The sequence below is a fragment of the Microvirga makkahensis genome (genome assembly GCF_009830105.1).
GTDB classification, from domain to species: Bacteria; Pseudomonadota; Alphaproteobacteria; order Rhizobiales; family Beijerinckiaceae; genus Microvirga; species Microvirga makkahensis.
This window is the reverse complement of record NZ_WURB01000002.1, coordinates 31902-49816: the sequence shown is the minus strand read 5'-3', so window position 1 is coordinate 49816 and position 17915 is coordinate 31902. Positions and strand designations below refer to the sequence as shown.

The window sequence follows — 17915 nt, the reverse complement described above, 5'->3', positions numbered from 1 at the left end:
ATTGAAACAAAAAGCATTTTTAGCTTTTCCAAGATACCGGCGCTGGTTACCTGAGTATATTTAGGTATTTATTAAAGAATTAGTTGTTTCCACGCTCAAAAGGCGATTCTTTGATTTGTTACTATAGGCATACGCGATGCGTTTTTGCTCGCGGTGATGGAGACATCTACTCATGCCTACCTGCGAAGATCAGCAAAACAACCTTGGCTCCCGGCTGGCCGAACGGACCACTCTTCCAAGAACCAGTTCTGATCCAGCCCATGGTTCAGCGCCATCGCTGTCCGTGAGCGTTGCTGGGCACACGCTGCGCGATGTAAACAATGACATGCGCTCGCGCGCCTATTGCGGCCCTACGGCAGTAGCTGCCATCACACGCGAGCCTCTCTCTCGCGTTCGCGACGTGTTCCGGACAGTGCGCTTTGGCAGTGACTGGCCGGCTTGGGAGCGAGCCCCTGCCGTCAAAGGCACGAGCACTCACAATGTCCAGCAGGTCCTCCGGATCTTCGGCTATGCGAGCCACTGGCACACCGTCGAGGACAATCCAACTCTACGCGCATGGTTCGAGCGTCGCACCGGTGCGATGCGGACTCACCCCGGCATCGTGATGGTGACAGGCCACTGGATTGCATTCAGCGGCTGCACGGTTTGTGACACGTTCAGCAACGGCGAAGTCATTGATGCCGAGGACGCGCGGTGCCGCCGCTCCCGTGTCAAAGGCGCCCTTCTGATCTCTGGCCGCGTTCCCCCGCGCGTAGAGGTTCTTGATTTGCAAGCGGGACGACTCGCGCAGAAGACCAAGGTGTCCAATTATCGGGTGGCATTCGCTCGCCTCGCCAAGCGGCTGAACGCCTCGGTGTCACGTGACGACATGTATCTGTGGGTCGAGATGCCGTCGGGCATCTGCCTTGCCATGCGTCATTGGGACTGGCCGGAGAGCTACTCCAATCTCTCTTCCTTTGCCGAAAACCCGGATCTGAGCCGCCTCGAGCGCGCCGATGACAGCAGCACCTACTGGTTCCCAAGGTGACCCCTCCTGGCTGGCCCGGTCTCCTGAACTCCAGCCGGCCTTTTCCAAGCCTCACAGCCAAACCCCATCGAGTGCCCTGCGGGCACAGCACAAGGTCATTCTCATGCCGAGCCTAGCCACCAACGTCATCGTCAACGCCGGACCTACCCTCGACATCACATGCGTCCACCCTCAAGGCTTCTCTGCCGGTCATCCCGCAAGTGATCTGAACTTCGATTTCAAACGCCTCAGGCTCACCACGGGTGAAGCCACTGTCGAGGCCGCACGCGGTGCTGCCCATGCGGCGGCCGTCGGATGGTGGGATGCCCTTCTGCTGAAATATTCCCTTCCATCCGCAACGATCCGGCCGGCCAAGACTCCGGTCGACTGCGGCATCAGCGAGGATGCTCAGGAGGGGGCCCGCGCATTCGGAGCGGAGTTGGCGAAGCTGCGGCTCGACGACGCCGTTGCGCGTCTCGGGCAGCTCTATACCCGGCTGCTGCCGAAGCAGCATCGTTCGAGCAACGGGATCTTCTACACTCCTGTCCCGCTCGTGCAGCATCTAGCGGACCGGGTCTCAGCGGCCGGGATGGACTGGCTCCGCGGCAAGGTCATCTCTCCGGCCTGCGGAGGCGGCCAGTTCCTCGTCGAGGACGCCAGGCGCATGATCGCTGCCATGAATGATGCCGATCCGGCAATCGTCATCGCCTCGATTGGAGCCCGGTTGCGTGGATGGGACAGCGATCCGTTCGCATGCTGGCTGTCGCAGCTTGCAGTCGAGGCCTGCCTTCTCCCGCAGGTGATCGCATCGGGAAAACGCTTGGCCCGCATCACAGAGTGCCGCAACAGCCTTCTGGAGGACTGGTCGGATCATGCGGGCACTTACGACCTGGTCAATGAGAACCCACCCTTTGGCAAGGTCAAGGACACCCCTGAGTTCAGGCGCCTCTTCGGCCGGAGCCTCCACGGACACCCGAACGTCTACGGGATGTTCATGGATTTGGGGGCTCACCTGGCAAAGCCGAACGGCGGGATCATCGCTCTTGTAACGCCAACCTCTTATCTCGGGGGTCAGTACTTCAAAGCGCTCCGTAGGACAGTGGCAGAGTTGGCGCCGCCGGTCGCTATCGACCTCGTGGAAAGCCGCCGGGACGTCTTCCCGGACGTCCTCCAGGAGGTGGCGCTCTCCATCTTCGTTCGAGGCGCTCCCGGGAGAACGACGGCCTGTTCGATCGTGCAGGTGATGCCCGACGGCTTACAGATTTCGGATGCCGGCACGATGCAACTGCCCACCTCCCCCACAGACCCGTGGTTGATTGCCCGGTCACCCGAGAATGTTCGCCTGGTATCGTCCATGCGTGCCATGCCGACCCGGCTCGCGGACTGGGGCTACTCGGTCAGCACCGGGCCACTGGTCTGGGACCGCGCTAAGAAGGCTGGCCGGTTGCACAGCATCGCAGGCGCCGGCCGCATTCCCGTCATGTGGGCGGAAGCTGTGGGCAGAGCCGGGCGGTTTTGCCCATCATACGAGCAGCGGGCGGACAAGAGCTTCTACGAGCCTGAGCCGGGCAAGACTGCCGGTCTCGTCACCGATCCCTGTCTGCTGCTCAAGAGGACAACTGCGAAGGAACAGGCTCGAAGGCTTGTCGGAGCAGTCCTGCCGGAGAGCTTCCTCAGGGCTCATGGCGCCGTGGCGGTTGAAAACCACCTCAACATGGTCAAACCCCGAACCGGCGCGAAGGTGCCGCTCCAAACACTTGCAGCCTTCTTTGCCACCGATATAGCCGACCGCGTGATGCGCTGCATCAGTGGCTCAGTCGCCATATCGGCAGCGGAGATCGAAGCCATGCCTCTTCCGTCCGTCGAGGACCTCACTGCGGCCATGGCCAGTCAGGATCCCGAAGCCGCACTCCGCAGCTTGTATGGCACCGAGGATGTCGTGTCCGAACCGGCTGCCCCATGACATGGTCGGTTGCCATTCCGAGCCATTGCTCCTGGGACACTGCCCGGGAGCACACCCTCAAATCTGGGCAGGACTGAATCCTTCGCCCCTGATCCGGGCGCAGATAACTGCATGAGCAAGAGGGACGCCTAGCCATGATTGCCAGAAAGAAGGATTGAAACACAGGATCGCGAACCAGCCGCAAGTCAGCGGAACAGTCCCCTGCCCGATTGCGTGATTGATCAGAGGCCTCCCCAACAGTGAGCAAGCAGGCACAGCCCAAAGCGATCGGCACCTCCAAGGGTGTGATCAAGCCAGTGGCACGGCTTCACGCTGCCCCGGAGCAACGCTTCAGGCGCCCAGAACTGGGTGACCTCCCTTGAGAGGATGATCACCATCCGGTGAGGGAAGCGAGATCTTCATCCAGGCCCTGAGAGCGGATGCCACAACTCTCGACGACCGCAGACTGCCGCCGGCACTCCGTGGATCCGGTCAGCAGCCCGGCCACCGAGATGATCGCCGAAACCTTCGGGCTGGCTTAGGCTACAATCGACCTGTCGACCGGTGCGGCAACGGGCATGTTGCTGGCAGGGCAGGCGCAACCGACGCCCAGACTGATGAGAGCAATGGCTCCTGGGGAGCAGACAGGCAGCGATTTTCCCGCCAGCGTACCACCTCGAAAAGTAAGTGAGGTGACGCCATCCGGTCCGCGAGACAGATTCAGAAAGGGCTTCTCGGACGCAATCAGGCTTACGATCTTTGCCCCTGGCAAATCCCACGAGGTTGCTGAGCCACGCTCGTTCACCGCCGTTTGACTTCACAGGTCGTCAGCGGCGGGGAACTATTCAGATCGCCTGGCAATCCCGGTGGAGAAACCATCCCGCGACTCCGCTGATATCCTGGCGCGCACTTTGGCAAGCCCGAAGCGCTTGCTGCGGAATCCTTCCGCCCCAAGCCCGTGCTGTCCCCTCACCTATCTACTCCGGACGGGTGCCGGCCAGCCGGGTCAGCCCCTGCCCTACCGCCTGAGGTGGACAAGCCATGACGGGAAGGGCCGCGGAGCTGAAAAGCCTCCACTCCGCCCTGGAACTCATGGCCGCGCAGATGAGCAAGCTGGTGGCTCTTGGAAGCCAACAGATCAAGGCCCCCGCTTCTGGCGCCTCTGGTGGTGCAGTCGGCCGAAAAGATTTCCGGTGGCCTGCGAGATTCTGTCAGTGCCGTTCAGTCTATTTCGCGTTCCTCCCCCTATGCCAGAGCCTGTCAAGGCAGGAGTGCCATCAACACGGGCCGCTAGACCTGTCGCACCGCAGGATGCGGGAATCAGCTCGAAACCAGAGCGTTGCGGTCTTCCGGATCGGAGTCAGGGCACAACATCACGGCGAAACCAACAGGCTTCGCAGCAAGGAGGCGAGGCGCTCATACTCGGTGCGGACGAGCCGTCGCCAAGGAGCGATCCTCTGCAGTCATGACCCGCATAAGATCAGTCATTGTCGGGAGGTGTCGGAGCCCACATCGAACAACGCAATTCCCCTTCTTACTTCGGCCAACATTTCCTCGGAGCGAGATAACAGATAGCTCAAGAGACGACGGTCGCCTACAATCAGTTATCGAACCAGAACACAATACGTTCGGCGTTACGCGCTTTCAGCTCTTGGAGATCATCGAAAAAGGCGTCGCCAAGCAGCGCGCGGATCGTTGTGACTTCGACCTCATCATCGTTGACCCCGCCATCCCCGCCGCCGCAATAAGCTGCCATCAGGCCACAGCGCTTTTCCACTTTGATCGTGCGGTCATAATCGTAATCATTGAGCTCCGACATGCTCAGCCATGAGAGTGAATGGGCGTCATCACGGCAGTGCCAGAAGTTGACAACCACGCCGTCACTGATGTCAGCTGGCAACTCACGCGGCTGAGCAATCGACTGAACTCCCACTTCGTTATGGACGTCGGCTAGGAACGCAAAGATCGTGTAGTTGCGATCCTGAAACGGATACAGGCCTTGGATCATCTCCCAACCATCTCCAACCCTGCGCTCCGCGTAGCAGTGGATGTCGCATCCCATATCAGCCTCTCAAGAATATCGGTTCTGGAATGGTACGCATCAGTTGCTTTGGATGACAACAGCTATCCGCGCCTAATCATACAGTCGGGTCTGTCTTGTAGGACTGGCAGAACGGGGCAACACCTGGATTAAGCTCGAGCTACGTCTCGTGACAGAAATGACACAAGAGGACTCCTGACCAGCCTAGTCTCATCCATGACGATCACCCCGAATACAGGTTCCTCGATGCAGCCAAGCAGGTCGCGCGATCCGAAACTTGCCTCCGGTAGCACTCATCGCTCACTTCACAACCTCCCTACATGACCGTGATTCTCGTAGTGACCTTCTGCTTCAGGCGAAGGTGAGTGGTTTAATCCGGGACACGAGCTGGGATCGATCTACGGCAAATCAATCGTCGATCTCCATCCAAGTCGTTGGACATCATGAGCAACTCTGGTCGCCTCCATCTATGGACCCGAGATCAAGTTGCGCGGCAGCGTTCCCCGTTCCAGGGCTGCGCGAATCCTTCATCCCTGTGGCAGCACTCAACCTAGACCCCAATCCCGGATGCGCACCTACAGGGGCTTTTCAACGGTGAATTTACGGACTTCACTTCATGAAGCCCTCCTCACTGGAATGGATTGACCGATGCCAAGTCTTGTCGACAACATCATGACCATCACCGGCTCCAGAATGGACATCGCACACCTCCTCTATCACTGCTTTACGGCTTGGGAACCTGACGGCGATCCCGAGCTCGATTTCGAACGCATTATCCCGCTGCAGGGTGAAGGCGAGTGTGCTCTCCCGTATTGGGGTACACGTAAGAACGCACTCGAAACGGTCATCATGAAGAAGTGGCCGGACTCCCTCGTCCTCTGGCTGAGAACGGCCTCCAGCACGCCCGACCCTGTATATCTGAAGCTCGGTGAGCTCTATCCGTCTCTTCAGTTTCACATCATGGCGGCCGATCCGGGGAATGGACGGGCTGTGATTATCCGGGTTACGGGCAAGGACGCCGTCTTTGATGACGTTGACTTCTATACGGTCTACGAACTCATCTACGGGGAACCGCCGCCAGATTCTGGGACAGACGAGGAATGGCTCTGACGCGTAGAGGAATGCCGGCCTGCTTCACTCGACTTGGCGAATACGAATGTGATGTAGTCCCCGCCTGGACGCACCAATCAGCCTACCCCGAACCTCTCACCTTGGGCGTTATGCAGAATGAAGATGCGCATTCTCGGGCCTATCTCGATTTAGCAGGTAGCAACATCAGCCAATCTACCATCTCAACACATCAATCAAGGGCCTAATCATGTCGAACCATGTTGGATCCATCCTCACTATGTCAGGTAGCGCACACGAGATCGCGCGCTTCCAGGCGAGCTGCTTCAGTACCGACCCAGATCGTCCTGGAGAAGTCTGCCTGGACTTTGAGAGAATTACGCCATCACCATCAATCATATCCTCAATTGAGGCGCTTTCCTTCACGGAATGGGCCGAGGCAAAACTCTTGCTTCAAAGAGCCGGTATTGATGTCTCCCAGCGCACATTGAGTCCGCGCTTCTCCAATATCGAGCAACTCGAGCTCATGACACCCAGGGAGCTCCGGGACATCCTCCTCTTGCAGAAACGGGATGGTCTCAATCCCTCCTGTTTAGAGGCCGCCTTGCAAATCCTTGAGTGTGTGAGGGCCACCGGATGTTACAGCCCGGCCGATTGGGCGATGAGGAATTGGGGTGCAAGGGGCAATGCGATCTACACCGAGATCGCAGCGGAGTGGCCAGAGGACCTGGAGGTAAATTTCGATACTGAATGGAGTGCGCCCCTGCCGATCTTCCGCAAGTTAGGCCTCATGTTCCCCGAGCTCGAAATGCAGATCGCTTCACTAGATCCAAATGCGGATTGGGCGCTGGAAGGATCCGTCAAAGGTCCCGCCTCCAAATTCTGGAATGCTGACTTCGCGAGCGTCTATGAGCTCGTTTACGGCCAACCCATGTGCGAGGCTGACGAAGATGAATTCGAGGATGGTGACGAAGAGTAAAGGCAGAGCCTTCGCTACCAAGCCAGCCTCACAGGCTTCATCCAGACCAGCAGTTTGGCACCACCCGAGGCGGATGGAGCTCTGGGAGCCAGTCCAGTCCTCCCCATATGCATCGCCGGCAGGCTTTAAGTGAGGCACTCGCCAATGAGCTGCCAGTGATCCCAGCTCCGGATCCACTTCACCATTATAGCGCCGATCTCGTGCTTCACGTATCGCCGCAGCAATTCGTCATCATCTTGCATATGCGGCGATGGGCTGGCAGCAGGCGCTGCCGCATGGAAAGAGCACTCCGCAGCCATGTTAGGGGGATCGGGCTTGGAGATGCCCGTCAACTGCTGCATACGTGGGAGGATCCCCCCAGTCTACCTCTGCGAGCAGCCTCCAGGCTTTGTTTTCTAACATATCACCCACTGGTGTGGCCTCTGTAGCGGATGGAGACGGCGACCAGATCGTGCGATCGAACGCTCCCTCACGGAACCGGCTCCCATCCGAAACCAATTACACTTGACCTGCCATGGAGCTCGCGCACGTGCTCGTCGGGTTATCACTCCAGCACGTCACATCTCCCCGCAATTATGAGCAACGACTCGGTTTCCGCGATCGCCTGGCGGTAGGCCGTAACCCGCTGGCGGAGCACCGTCGGCACGTCATCGGGCGCCACATGCACCGCCTGGAGGGCTGCCCAGACTTTTCTTCCGTCGACGAGACGGAAGAGCACCGCGTCGGTGTCTCCCTCCCATCCACTCCACAGGATCTCTGCCGCGCCGATGATCGCGTAGCCCCCGGTGCCGTGGGCCTCCTGCACGCAGCCATCGAGCTCCTTCTGCCAATCGCTAAGAGCCATCGTCACCTCTTCGGGACCGCCAACACGAGGCCGGGATCGAACGCCGGGTTCTCGTCGCCGTAGCCGCGTGGGTTGCAGACGACCACCGTCTCGCCGACGGTGTACAGGGCCGAGTTGTGCACGTGCCCGTGGATCCACATGCAGGGCTGGTAGTCCCAGATCATCTCGGAGAGATCCGAGGCGAAGGCCGGGTTGAGGGAGCTGCCCCAGTACTGCCTGTCGCCGGAGCCGGGATGCGGGGCGTGGTGAGTGACCACCACCGTGGGCATCGTCGAACCGTCGCGCAGCGCGCCCTCGATCCGGGCCTTGGTCCGGACGTGCGCCGCACGGGCGTGTTCCGGTTGCCACCGCTCCAGCATCGAGTCGTCCGTGTGAATGGCCGTGTGGTCTGCCAGCAGGCTTCCGCAAGTGTTCATCGCGTGGGCGATGTCCATGTCCCGCCGCCCGCCGCTATGGCTCACGGCGCCGAGGGCGTAGTCAGTCCACAACGTGCCGCCGACGAAACGGGTGTCGCCCACGACGACGTCCGAGTCGTGGAGCATACAGACGCCCTTACGCCCCGCCGCCGCGAGGCCGCGCTTCGTGCAGCCATCGACCGAGCCTCCGTAGAACTCATGATTCCCCGCCACGAAGACCACTGGCATGTACGGAGCGATGGTGCCCGCGAGCCATTCCACGGACTTCCAAATCGGCTTGCAGACATCGCCCGCCACGACCGCGACGTCTGCGTCGGGAATGGGGAGGTCGACCGAGGGCTGGGCCTCAAGGTGCAGGTCCGAGAAGATCCACAACCGCATGCTCATTGATCTCCGCTCTTGCGTGTGTGCCGCCGGCAGCGCGTCATCATCCATCCGTCGTTGACCGTCGTCCCGGGCGCCGCGCAGATTTCGCACGTCATCCCCGACTCCATCTCGGCATCGTCAATCCACGCGTAGACTTCGTCATCCCCGCCGCACACGTGCACCCGCAGGGTGCCGTACTTCTCCTTCACTTGCGTGATCTGGAAATCCTCGCGCTCCTCGCCCTGCACGTGCCGGTCGATCTTGGCGAAGAGGCCGTGGAGAATGTGCCGCCAGCCGCCCTGACACTCGGCGTGGAAGCCCCCGCGGCCGAACATCCAGCCGAACCTGTCGTTGATCTCGGCCGTCCAGTCGTTTGACTTGATCTGGTTCTCAGTCAGCAATGTGGCCCTCCTTGTCAGTTCCGTGTTGCCATGCGCCTGCGGGCATCAAGGATTCCTTCGACGAAGCGCCTGAGGTTGCGGATGGAGACATTCTCGCCGCAGGATTCGACCAGCGCGGCGATCTCTTCTCCGTCCAGAGGCGGCTCCCACGCCGGGTCGACACCCCTTTCCTGGAGCAGGTCACGGAGCACGAGAGCAGCGAGCGCGGGGATGTGCTCGCTGCCAGGACGTGGGAGGCGCAGGATGCGGAGACGGTTCCGGAGAGGCATCGGGATGCCCTCTAGCGCGTTTGCCGTGAAAACCCACGACAGGTGCGAGACGTCGACGTCGGCATCAAGGAACTGGTCGCGCCATGCCTTCGCGGTACTCCGCTCGACGAGAGACAGGAGGGCGTCGTGCATCGAACCCGCGGATGACCTACCCGCTTTCTCGAGCTCATCGACCACGATGGCGGGATTGGCCGTGCCGGTCCGCTCGATGATGGTTACAGGCAGGGACGGATGCGCCCCGTGCCACCCACGACGGGTTCCTGTGATCCCATGGTCGGAGGACGTGCTCGCGTCGGCCGTGCCGTACGGGATCTTGAGAACCTCGAGGAAGCGCCGAGCCAGGCGGCTCTTCCCGCCGCCTGGCTCTCCCAGGAGCACCGTCGACCGCAGCGAGATCGGCCTGCCCGGCTGGACGTCCAACAGTAGCGCGTCGATGACGGAGGTGCCGTGGGGAAACTCGCAGACAAGGGTCTCGCGGGCGGCCGCGAGCTCCGCGATGTCAGCCGTCGCGAGCGGAAGGGGCTTGCGGAAGATTGACTTGACGGTCTTCATCGCCTCGGCTCCGCCGGCCGTCGTCGGTGACCCGACGGAACGGATAACAACGACACCGTTATCATCAGAGTTCACCGCCCAGTCCGGCTCGGTCAACGCTTCCGCTTCCGCCTTCGCTTTCTCGGCTTGCTTGATGAGACGGCGCTCGTGATTCCGTCCACGCTCGAACGCGTTCTGCACTGCGGCGGCTTCGCCCGCATCCCACAGCGTCCGCTCGACGATCGCGCCGATCATGTAAGCGCTGTCAGCGGGCCTATCCGACGCGCAGTCCTCGGCCGTCCGTCCGTCCGCGACGGCCGCCCAGCCGACAACCGCAGCGACGGCGCCGCGCAGCCGATCCTCGACGCGAAGGACTTCCTCTGGTGTTTCGCCCGGGATGTCGTGCGGGATCTTCTTCGCATCGTTCCTGAGCCAGTGGGCGAGGTCCTGGCAAATCGCCGCGTAGCCCGCAGCGACGATGGCAGCCTCGCCCGGCACGCCCGAAACCGCGCACGCCATGCGAACGTGGTCCCGGTATGCGGGGATTTCAGAGAGAAGGAAGTCGCGCATCGAGATCGCGGCGTCGACATCACCATCGGACAGCACTTGGCGGAGCTGCTTCAGGAACTCGCGATGCCGATCGTTGGAGACCCCTTTGACAGCATCCTCAAGCGTCATGGCCGGCGTGCGGCATCCGCGAAGAGTCTCCAGGGGTTCGAAATCGGGGGGCGGGATTTCGCTTGTTTCGTCCATAGGTCACCTCAAGTCCGGGGAATCCGCCGGACACAGGCGCCCAGCGGTTAGGTAATAGCTTTGCTTACTCGTATGAGGGTCACTGGATGCTCCCCGCGTGCTCTCCCCGGCGCAGCCCCAGGGCATAAATCCGGCTCAGGGTCCGGGCATACCCACGCACCGGATCGATGATCCAGAGGCCAGACGTCACGGACGGCCGGAGCATCGACAGCCCCCTGGGGTGCCCTTGGATCAATCCAATGAGAGCTGCCTCCGAGCGCATCGCGACTTCCCACTGATCAATGATCGGCGCCGCCGCGATCTCTTCCGCGGCCGGCACGCCGCCGTCGCGGAGCCGCTCGAGATCAGACACGAGGCTCTCGAGCCTCGCGATCTCAATGTCGAGCAAGGTGTCGTTGAAACTGCCGTCGTCTCTAACGATGATCATGAAGTCCCCTCCCCTGTTTTACGATGTCCCAAATCCGGACCGGCAGCATCACGTGCGCTCGAGCGGAATCAGCGACCTGCGCGAGAGCCGCATGAGGCCGCCGGGCGTGGTCGCCCAGAGGCGATCAGGTGCGATTGCCCAGACTTCGATCGCGATGACGGCCCCCCACTCATCGATGCCGATGAGGCGCGGGCCTTCAGCAACCGACCAATGGCTGAGGACGGGGGCGAGGCAGATCTCGATCAGGTCGGGTTCAACGTCGTGTGTGGCGATGAGATCGGCGATGAGGCTCTCCTCGCGCAGCTCGCCGAGGTCGAGGGGCCGCCGCCGGGGCCGCGTGTTGCCGCTTGGAGGCATGATGAAATCCTTCCTTGCATACGAGATCGCCCGCGGGACGGGCGGTGGTTGACGTGTCAAACCGTGCGTATGCAGAGGACTTTCATCGGTTGTGGCTCTCCCTTGAGGCCGCGAGAGATAGAGGGCCCGCGACTCGGCGTCAATGGGTCCTGGAAAAAGATCCCACAGCTAGAAGGGACAGTTGTCGCCAGGTGCGTGGACGACGGCACAGGCGATCCGATGGACCGCAGACCAATTTTCCTTTCTCGTCGCCGACACTAGATTCCGCAGTGTCGCCCGGCGTCGCTCAATCCCCATCGCCGGAACGGCCCGGTTCCTGCCCGTCTTGGGATGCCGCTCGATCCTGGTCTTGAGCATCATCGTCAATGCCCGCCGCAGCATGGCCCCCTTGTCCGGAAGGTGCTCCGACACGAGGGACCAGGGCAGTGTGTCGATGTCACAATAAGTGTCGATGACATCCTCTGGGAGTACCGTGCGTTCACCCGGCATCCGGCGCTTCAGCAGCCCGGCAAGTCCCCACACGATTGTCGCAGCCGTATCCTTGGCATACCTCAGACGACGCTGATCCGGTGTCTCGCCTTCTGTCGGCTCAAGGGACTTCGGATGCATCAGGTGGCAGATATCGCGGGGAATGGAGAGATCCTCGGTGCGCCTGAAGAAGCGGCCCGTCAGGGCTGACGCCTCGGCCCATGCGAAAAATGCCTGGTCGGCACCGTCCATCTCGATCGATGCCAGCAGTCTCTCGCCATGGACGTCCACCATGCCTGGAGCCGGGGCATGAGATGGCGTGAATCCTTCCAGCACCTCATCAACGGCGGCCCTCCAGAATTCGGACAGATCGGCGCCCGTCAAGGCGTGAGGGAAGCGGATGTGCTTGAGCGCGCGGGCAACGGCACCAGCCGACGGTAGCTGGTCTGGGGTGAGGACCTTATCCCCCGCCTTGGCGGCATTGGCATCGCTCCACGTCATCGAAGGCGCGGACAATTCGACAATCTTTCGATCCCCGCGGGGAGTCATCGTGAACCGAAGTAGCGCGACGCCCGGACGGCCACGCCCGGACGCGGCTCCTTTCTCTTCTTTGAAGTCAACCAAGAACCGCTCAACCCACTTCTCAATCTCTTCAAGTGCGGGATTCAGGCAGTTGCGCTTGAAGTCGACGTAACGGGTCCATTTGAACCCGATTTCCTCGGCGAGCTTTCTCGGCTCGATCTCAAGTGGCTTACGGACATGGTTGTCGTAGCCCGCGATCAGCGCGAGCCGTTGATAAAGCCGTCCTGTGTACTTGTTTCTGAACCTGCCGAAAGCACGGAGCTCGAGATAGCCCCAGCTCCCCGGCTTGGACAGCAGGCCATGGACGTACGGAGGCAACGAGAACTCCACGACCGTCTTCCCGGTCGCCTCGTTCGTCTTCAACCCGCTATTCAAGAGGTTCACTACGCCTCGGTTCCGGAACGTCTCATCCCGGACGTTGTACCTGACGGTGGTCCGGCTCAGCCGGTTGAGGCACGAGAGGAGTTGCTCCGGTGTGTCCACAGCGCCGTGCAGGTTCGCGTAGGCCCGCACCGCATCGTATGGGATCGCATAGATATCCGTGACCGCGCCGTCGCCTGTGCCGCCGACAACGGACGCGTCACGCGGGAAATCGAGATCGTCGCGCTTTCGCTCGGCCTTGCTCGCCGATGCCTTCTCGGCCCTTTCGCGACCGCGCGCCCGCTTGTGATCTTCATCGCGCGCCCAGGCGATGAAGAGTTCGTAGAGCGCCGCATCGGTCGCTGTGAGATCGTCTTTACCGACGATCTGGACCTTCTCGATCATCGTCCTTGGCTTCGGATGCCGGGGGTTCTGCCGATCCATCTCCTCCTTACTCCGAAGCGCATTCAACAGGTTTTCGGCCTGCACGCCCGGCGCGTAGCTCCGCGCCTTACTTTTGACGATGATGACCTGTGCCCCGTTGTCGATGACTGGCATTGCCCCCTCCCGCTTTAGGTGAGCGGCTCTCCAAATCGCTCACCTAAATGGAAGGGTGCTGGCCGGCGGCGAACGACGCAACCGTTTCCCCGCGGCGCCGGAGGGTCGATTCACCAAAATACCCCGCGCCGCGCTATGTGAGGTCTTACTCTGTCAACGGATTCCCTGGGGGATATTCTTCCGGGTTTAATACGGGATCCCCTAAGGGGACAACGACATCCGGGCAGTGATGGATTCCTCCAGCACCATGGATGATGTGTCGGGAGCTGCGTTATTAGTGAGTCCGGGGATGTGGATTCACCAAAATAACGCGGTTCTGGCCATGCGCGAGCCAGCCGCGTCAACAGATTTCAGGGGGGATACTCTTTCGGAATTAAGAGGGGCTGGGATTCCTGTTGGCTCGCGCACGCGTGGGGCCAGGGACTGCGAGATTGTATCCTGGACGTTGATCGTGCCGACCGGAAGGTGAGAAGAACCGGGCTGGGGCGCTTCGCGCGGGTCCTTCTGCCCAGCCCTTCCCGACGGCGGAGCCAATCCTTGCACCGTGGAAGAGGATTATCGACGTCCTCCCGGAAGCCAGTGCGCAGCCTTCAGGAAGACTCGCACCGTAGGCGTTCAGTCAACCCGTGCAGGTTCCGGGGCCGACCTGCGGGTTCTCGTGTCCAACAGCAGGGTGAAGCCGACGAGGGAAAGCCGAAGGCCCCGTTTGAAAGCCGATCATTTTCGCGTTTGACACGTCAAGCATGACTTGTCGTATGGCCGCGGGTGACCGACCCTTTCCGTAGAGCAGGTCAGGAACAGGGAAGTCGCGTCATGGGTAACTCAGCTCAAATTACTTCGCTTTACCGGGCCCTCGAATCTGCAGCGGCGGGCAGGCCGACGGCCGTTCGGGACATGTCACCCGATGACCGGGCGGCGTACATGAGGGCCGCGAAGCGCAAGTCCAGGCAGCGCGAGAAGGAAGCCGCCGAGAGCGGACGCCCTGAACCTACGGCGGCCATGATCCGCGAGGCCCTCGCCGACGCCGCGATCCTGATCCTTGCGACCGATGCGCCGGGAGGCGCCCAGGTCCGCAACATCCTCTTCAAGGCATTTCCCGGTCGCGCAGGCGTCGCGGGGTCCGTGACCGCGAAGGCCCGCTCCGGCAAACTCAAGCCGAAGCTTCTCACTCCGGAGCGACTGAGGGGCACCGCCTGACCGGGATTTTCGTCGGCGGTGCGTGTCTTGCGGCGCAAGGGTGAATCCTTCGAGAAGGATTCACCGAGTGACGGGTGGAGGGAAGCGATGATGGCGGACAGTCCAGGGAAAAAATCGGCGGCGGCGCACCGCGAGAGGCAGCGCAGATATCGCGAGCGCCTGCGGGAAACCCGTGATCCCGAGGCCGACGACGTCCAGCGCGCTGTCTTCGCCGCGCTGCGCGACAAGACCTTCCAAGCCCGCACCGATCATCTTGAGGGCAGCGGACAGTACCGGGCGTCCGTCCGGGCCTTCCTGCTGGCACTCTACGAGGAATCCTTGGATCGGCTTTGCCGGAACGGATTCAGCCGCCGGAAGGCCAAGAGGAGGCTGGCTCGGGCATTGAAGCCTCCCTATCCGGGCAACGTCGACGCACTCACGGAATGACGCCTGCTTTGGAGGACTGGCCCGCATTACTCTGTTTTTCACTTGGTGCTTCTGACCCATCACCGAGTGACACCGGCCCCCTCTCCTCCCCGGACTACGCTGAGCGCTGCCAAGTTTCGGACGCATTAGGGCAAAGTGGCGGCACTGCATTTAGATTTGGGACAAATTGCGCAATCCTGTTATCAATCCCGAAATGATCGTTTCAGCGATCCAAGCATGTCTACGCAGGCCATGCACTGCCGGTTCTCATCGAGGATGTGAACGCCCTTCGAAGTGCTTTCTTGAATGACGTCTAAGGGCGAACTATCGCCACGGCAGATCTGCTCGGGGCGCAGAGGGGTTTTCCGAATTCAAGAGTTTTTGCCGTGTAGCTCGTCGTACCGCCGGACCTGCTCCGGCATTGGAGCCTCCACGGTTGGGAGATCGTGCTTTAGGCAACCCGAAGAGCCGCCTGCATTGTGTTGGTATCGGGTATTGAAAGGTTCCGGTCCAGCCAAACCCGGAGCAGTTTCCCCTGCTTCGGGGATTTCCGTAGAATTGGATTTGGAAACCCGCAGCGGGACTGAATGCACAATCCCAGATGAGTGCGAGCTCGGTATCGCCAATGTTGGCAGAGGTCATCGGACGATCTCAGCCGGCCCACTCCCGTGGTGTGCGGTCGGAAATTCCCTGCGAGGTCCCCGCCCACTTCGATGCCTGGCTGCGTGATTGCCATGTCGGGAACCCCCTGTACGACGCGAAGAGCCTGTTCCGGGCAGTGCAGAAGCGGCGCGGGATCCTTACGGGGGTCCTGAGGCTCTATGATGAGTGGGTCATGGATTGCATCCGCGATGCGCGCCCGCCGTTCGCTATGCTGCGCTGAAGGATCGCGGTCTTGACGACGCAGGAGACCACCCGGACCAAACAAAGGATTGGACTCGAGCAGTCCTCATGCACGATCTGTCACTCATGGCAGCTCATCGGCAGCAACTGCGACCCTCGGAAATTCTCGTGAACGGACTTCACGAGCGCATCACCTGCCCGCAGGAGTACGCTGACCTCTCCTCCAGTGCCTCGCAGAGATGCTCTCATTCGCTGTCCTATGCACCAGCCGCTTCTATGAGGTGACGCGGGAAGCCTCAAAGCCATCCTGGCGTCCTAACCGCTTAGTCGGTCTGGGCGGCTTCCTGCCGGCCGGGGCCGATCTCAATCCGCTGGTGGGAGCCGTCAGAGATCTCGCGGTTGATGCCGGCCGGATTGGCTGGCTCGGCGTAGGCGGGAACGCCAGTGCTGTGAGCCTGCTCGATGGCCTCCCGCGCAGCTTTTTTCAGGGCTTGTGCCCATTCTCCTGCACCCTGTCGAATAGCATCATCGGCAATGTCCGTCCCGCCAAGGGCCATACCACAAGACCGGGAGCCCTGGACTTTCGGACGGGCTCCGCGAATCCTTCGACTGATGCATACAATCCCGGGACATGCGGTCCTGAGGAAGCAACGTCATGGCAGACAGGATTGACGACTACGTCCGGAAGGCGCGGGCCATCGTCAGGCAATATGGATGGATGGTCCAAGGGGTCCTCCCCAACGAGGGCCAGCCGTCCTACTCCTATTCCGTCGGCCTTTCGAAGCACTCACGCCACCCCGAAATCTTCCTCGTCGGCTTTCATCCCGACGTGGCCCGGTCCCTGATCAACGTGACGGGCGGACACGTGAAAGCCGGGCTGCGCTTCGACCACCCCATGCTTTCGGACCAGATCATCGAGGGCTGTCCGGCTGCCTTCCGGCCGGTCACGCGCAAATCCTGTGTCCGGCACTCCAGCGCGGGCCGGGCGATCCTCGGCCGCGCCTTTGACGGCGTGCAGCTCTTCCTCCCTGACGCCGCGGGCGTGTTCCCTTGGGAGGAGGGCTGCGACTCCGCTTATGCCACTGGGCAGACGTCGCTCCTTGCCCTCGAGGGCGCCCCCCCAGTTCGCCAGTGAAGGTCGAGGTCTACAGGAACCTGACGCGGCAGTGCTGGAGCGTGCGCAGCGGAGGGCGCGTCATCGGCCATCGTCACGAGGTGATGCTCCGAACCTGCACGATGCGCGTCCGCGAGGGCGGCAGGCAGCGCGCCCTTCGCGAAGGGCAGCGCAACGTCCACGCATGGATTGAAGGAGACCTGTGCGAGGACGTCGCCGATACCGTTAGGACCGAGATCGGTTACAATCCCTTCCGGGATTCAACTTTCACATTAAGGCCGGGCTTCGACCCCGTGTTCACGGCCCGGTTTGTGATCCTGTCCCGGAGTGGACGAGCCTATGCTGTCCTCTGACGCGTCGTCCGACATCTACCGAGCATGATTGAACTCGGCTATGGCCCTTCCCCAACGAACTTACATACGCCGCATCGCTGGAGCCGGGGACTGCGCCCAACCCGGCAGCCATGCAGCAAAGGACTCGGGCTTATCCGTTCAGGCCTAATCATGGCCTGGGATGAATACTGCCACGGCCAAGGCCAGACAGGATTAAGACCCCCAGAAACAGCGTAATGCCGCGATGATCTGTCGGTATTGTCCCCTATCTCACCGGCGTGTCACCCGGTGATGCCCACAAAAATCCCGGAACCGTAGCAAGGCATCGAAATATGACAATCGCGACACGTTGTTCAAGACCGTCAAGGAGATGATTGCTGCTAACCACACTCTAGGGCGTCTCTTGAATTGATGACAAGTTGCGTCCGCTCTGTCCTGACGTGTAGCCAACTTGCCTCGAGTTGAAACAATTTGCGGACAATCGATTCAAAGGCATGAGCATGCGATTCAAAGCTCAAGCTTTCCGATTCAGCTCTCAGTCCGGCGTGACGAAAATGTCACTCCAACGGGACAGCATTGCCGCCACCGTCGAACGCAGCTTGCCAGCCCACGCGGCGGCGCAAACCATTTTCTCAGCCCTGAAAGCTCTAGCCATG

18 protein-coding genes are annotated in these 17915 nt (G+C 61.2%); 9 read left to right on the top strand and 9 right to left on the bottom strand.

All coding sequences use genetic code 11. The annotated features are described in order from the left end of the window. The first annotated feature begins 325 nt into the window (after positions 1 to 325). Positions 326 to 1027: a hypothetical protein gene (locus tag GR328_RS03080; RefSeq protein WP_160883074.1), complete on the top strand. Its 702-nt coding sequence runs from the start codon at positions 326 to 328 to the stop codon at positions 1025 to 1027. Between the two features lie 103 nt (positions 1028 to 1130). Continuing rightward, positions 1131 to 2969, top strand: coding sequence for an Eco57I restriction-modification methylase domain-containing protein (locus GR328_RS03075; protein ID WP_205789710.1), 1839 nt, complete (start codon positions 1131 to 1133; stop codon positions 2967 to 2969). Positions 2970 to 4548: 1579 nt separating this feature from the next. Here the strand turns inward: GR328_RS03075 and GR328_RS03070 are convergent. Further along, positions 4549 to 5010 (bottom strand): hypothetical protein, encoded by a 462-nt coding sequence (locus GR328_RS03070; protein WP_205789709.1) that lies wholly within the window; start codon positions 5008 to 5010, stop codon positions 4549 to 4551. A gap of 627 nt (positions 5011 to 5637) precedes the next feature. On the opposite strand from GR328_RS03070, the gene GR328_RS03065 reads away from it, so the two are divergent. Together GR328_RS03065 and GR328_RS03060 are read left to right on the top strand one after the other, a co-directional pair. Next, positions 5638 to 6099, top strand: coding sequence for a hypothetical protein (locus GR328_RS03065; protein ID WP_160883071.1), 462 nt, complete (start codon positions 5638 to 5640; stop codon positions 6097 to 6099). Between the two features lie 208 nt (positions 6100 to 6307). After that, a complete protein-coding gene (locus tag GR328_RS03060; RefSeq protein WP_160883070.1) occupies positions 6308 to 7036 on the top strand; it encodes a hypothetical protein in 729 nt (242 codons plus the stop codon). Positions 7037 to 7580: 544 nt separating this feature from the next. Here GR328_RS03060 and GR328_RS03055 read toward each other — a convergent pair. The 7 genes from GR328_RS03055 to GR328_RS03025 form a co-directional block, all read right to left on the bottom strand. Beyond that, a complete protein-coding gene (locus GR328_RS03055; protein WP_160883069.1) occupies positions 7581 to 7880 on the bottom strand; it encodes a hypothetical protein in 300 nt (99 codons plus the stop codon). A gap of 2 nt (positions 7881 to 7882) precedes the next feature. Further along, positions 7883 to 8683: a metallophosphoesterase gene (locus GR328_RS03050; protein WP_246215652.1), complete on the bottom strand. Its 801-nt coding sequence runs from the start codon at positions 8681 to 8683 to the stop codon at positions 7883 to 7885. Continuing rightward, the gene (locus tag GR328_RS03045) at positions 8680 to 9063 is read right to left on the bottom strand and encodes a hypothetical protein (RefSeq protein WP_160883068.1); all 384 of its coding nucleotides are present in this window, start codon (positions 9061 to 9063) and stop codon (positions 8680 to 8682) included. Before GR328_RS03045 ends, GR328_RS03050 begins: the two co-directional genes overlap by 4 nt. A gap of 14 nt (positions 9064 to 9077) precedes the next feature. Further along, positions 9078 to 10616, bottom strand: coding sequence for an AAA family ATPase (locus tag GR328_RS03040; RefSeq protein WP_160883067.1), 1539 nt, complete (start codon positions 10614 to 10616; stop codon positions 9078 to 9080). Between the two features lie 79 nt (positions 10617 to 10695). Further along, the gene (locus GR328_RS03035) at positions 10696 to 11043 is read right to left on the bottom strand and encodes a hypothetical protein (protein WP_160883066.1); all 348 of its coding nucleotides are present in this window, start codon (positions 11041 to 11043) and stop codon (positions 10696 to 10698) included. 48 nt (positions 11044 to 11091) lie between these two features. After that, entirely contained in the window at positions 11092 to 11400 is a 309-nt protein-coding gene (locus GR328_RS03030) for a hypothetical protein (protein ID WP_160883065.1), read from the bottom strand. Between the two features lie 168 nt (positions 11401 to 11568). Next, positions 11569 to 13368: a replication initiation protein gene (locus GR328_RS03025; protein ID WP_160883064.1), complete on the bottom strand. Its 1800-nt coding sequence runs from the start codon at positions 13366 to 13368 to the stop codon at positions 11569 to 11571. 813 nt (positions 13369 to 14181) lie between these two features. Between GR328_RS03025 and GR328_RS03020 the strand changes: the two genes are divergently transcribed. From GR328_RS03020 to GR328_RS26795, 3 genes are all read left to right on the top strand, one after another. Next, a complete protein-coding gene (locus GR328_RS03020; RefSeq protein ID WP_160883063.1) occupies positions 14182 to 14565 on the top strand; it encodes a hypothetical protein in 384 nt (127 codons plus the stop codon). 90 nt (positions 14566 to 14655) lie between these two features. Further along, on the top strand, positions 14656 to 14991 hold the full coding sequence (locus tag GR328_RS03015; RefSeq protein ID WP_160883062.1) for a hypothetical protein: 336 nt from the start codon (positions 14656 to 14658) through the stop codon (positions 14989 to 14991). 604 nt (positions 14992 to 15595) lie between these two features. After that, positions 15596 to 15853 carry a hypothetical protein gene (locus GR328_RS26795; RefSeq protein ID WP_205789708.1) on the top strand — a complete coding sequence of 86 codons (258 nt, stop codon included), beginning with the start codon at positions 15596 to 15598 and terminating at the stop codon, positions 15851 to 15853. Positions 15854 to 16136: 283 nt separating this feature from the next. Here the strand turns inward: GR328_RS26795 and GR328_RS03010 are convergent, their stop codons facing one another. Beyond that, complete coding sequence (locus tag GR328_RS03010; protein ID WP_160883061.1) at positions 16137 to 16370, bottom strand: hypothetical protein; 234 nt, start codon at positions 16368 to 16370, stop codon at positions 16137 to 16139. A 98-nt stretch (positions 16371 to 16468) separates the two neighbouring features. Here GR328_RS03010 and GR328_RS03005 point away from each other — a divergent pair, with 98 nt between their 5' ends. After that, positions 16469 to 16948, top strand: a complete 480-nt coding sequence (locus GR328_RS03005; RefSeq protein ID WP_160883060.1) for a DUF4262 domain-containing protein — start codon at positions 16469 to 16471, stop codon at positions 16946 to 16948. Beyond that, positions 16945 to 17280, top strand: coding sequence for a hypothetical protein (locus GR328_RS03000; protein ID WP_160883059.1), 336 nt, complete (start codon positions 16945 to 16947; stop codon positions 17278 to 17280). Before GR328_RS03005 ends, GR328_RS03000 begins: the two co-directional genes overlap by 4 nt. Positions 17281 to 17915 lie beyond the last annotated feature (635 nt).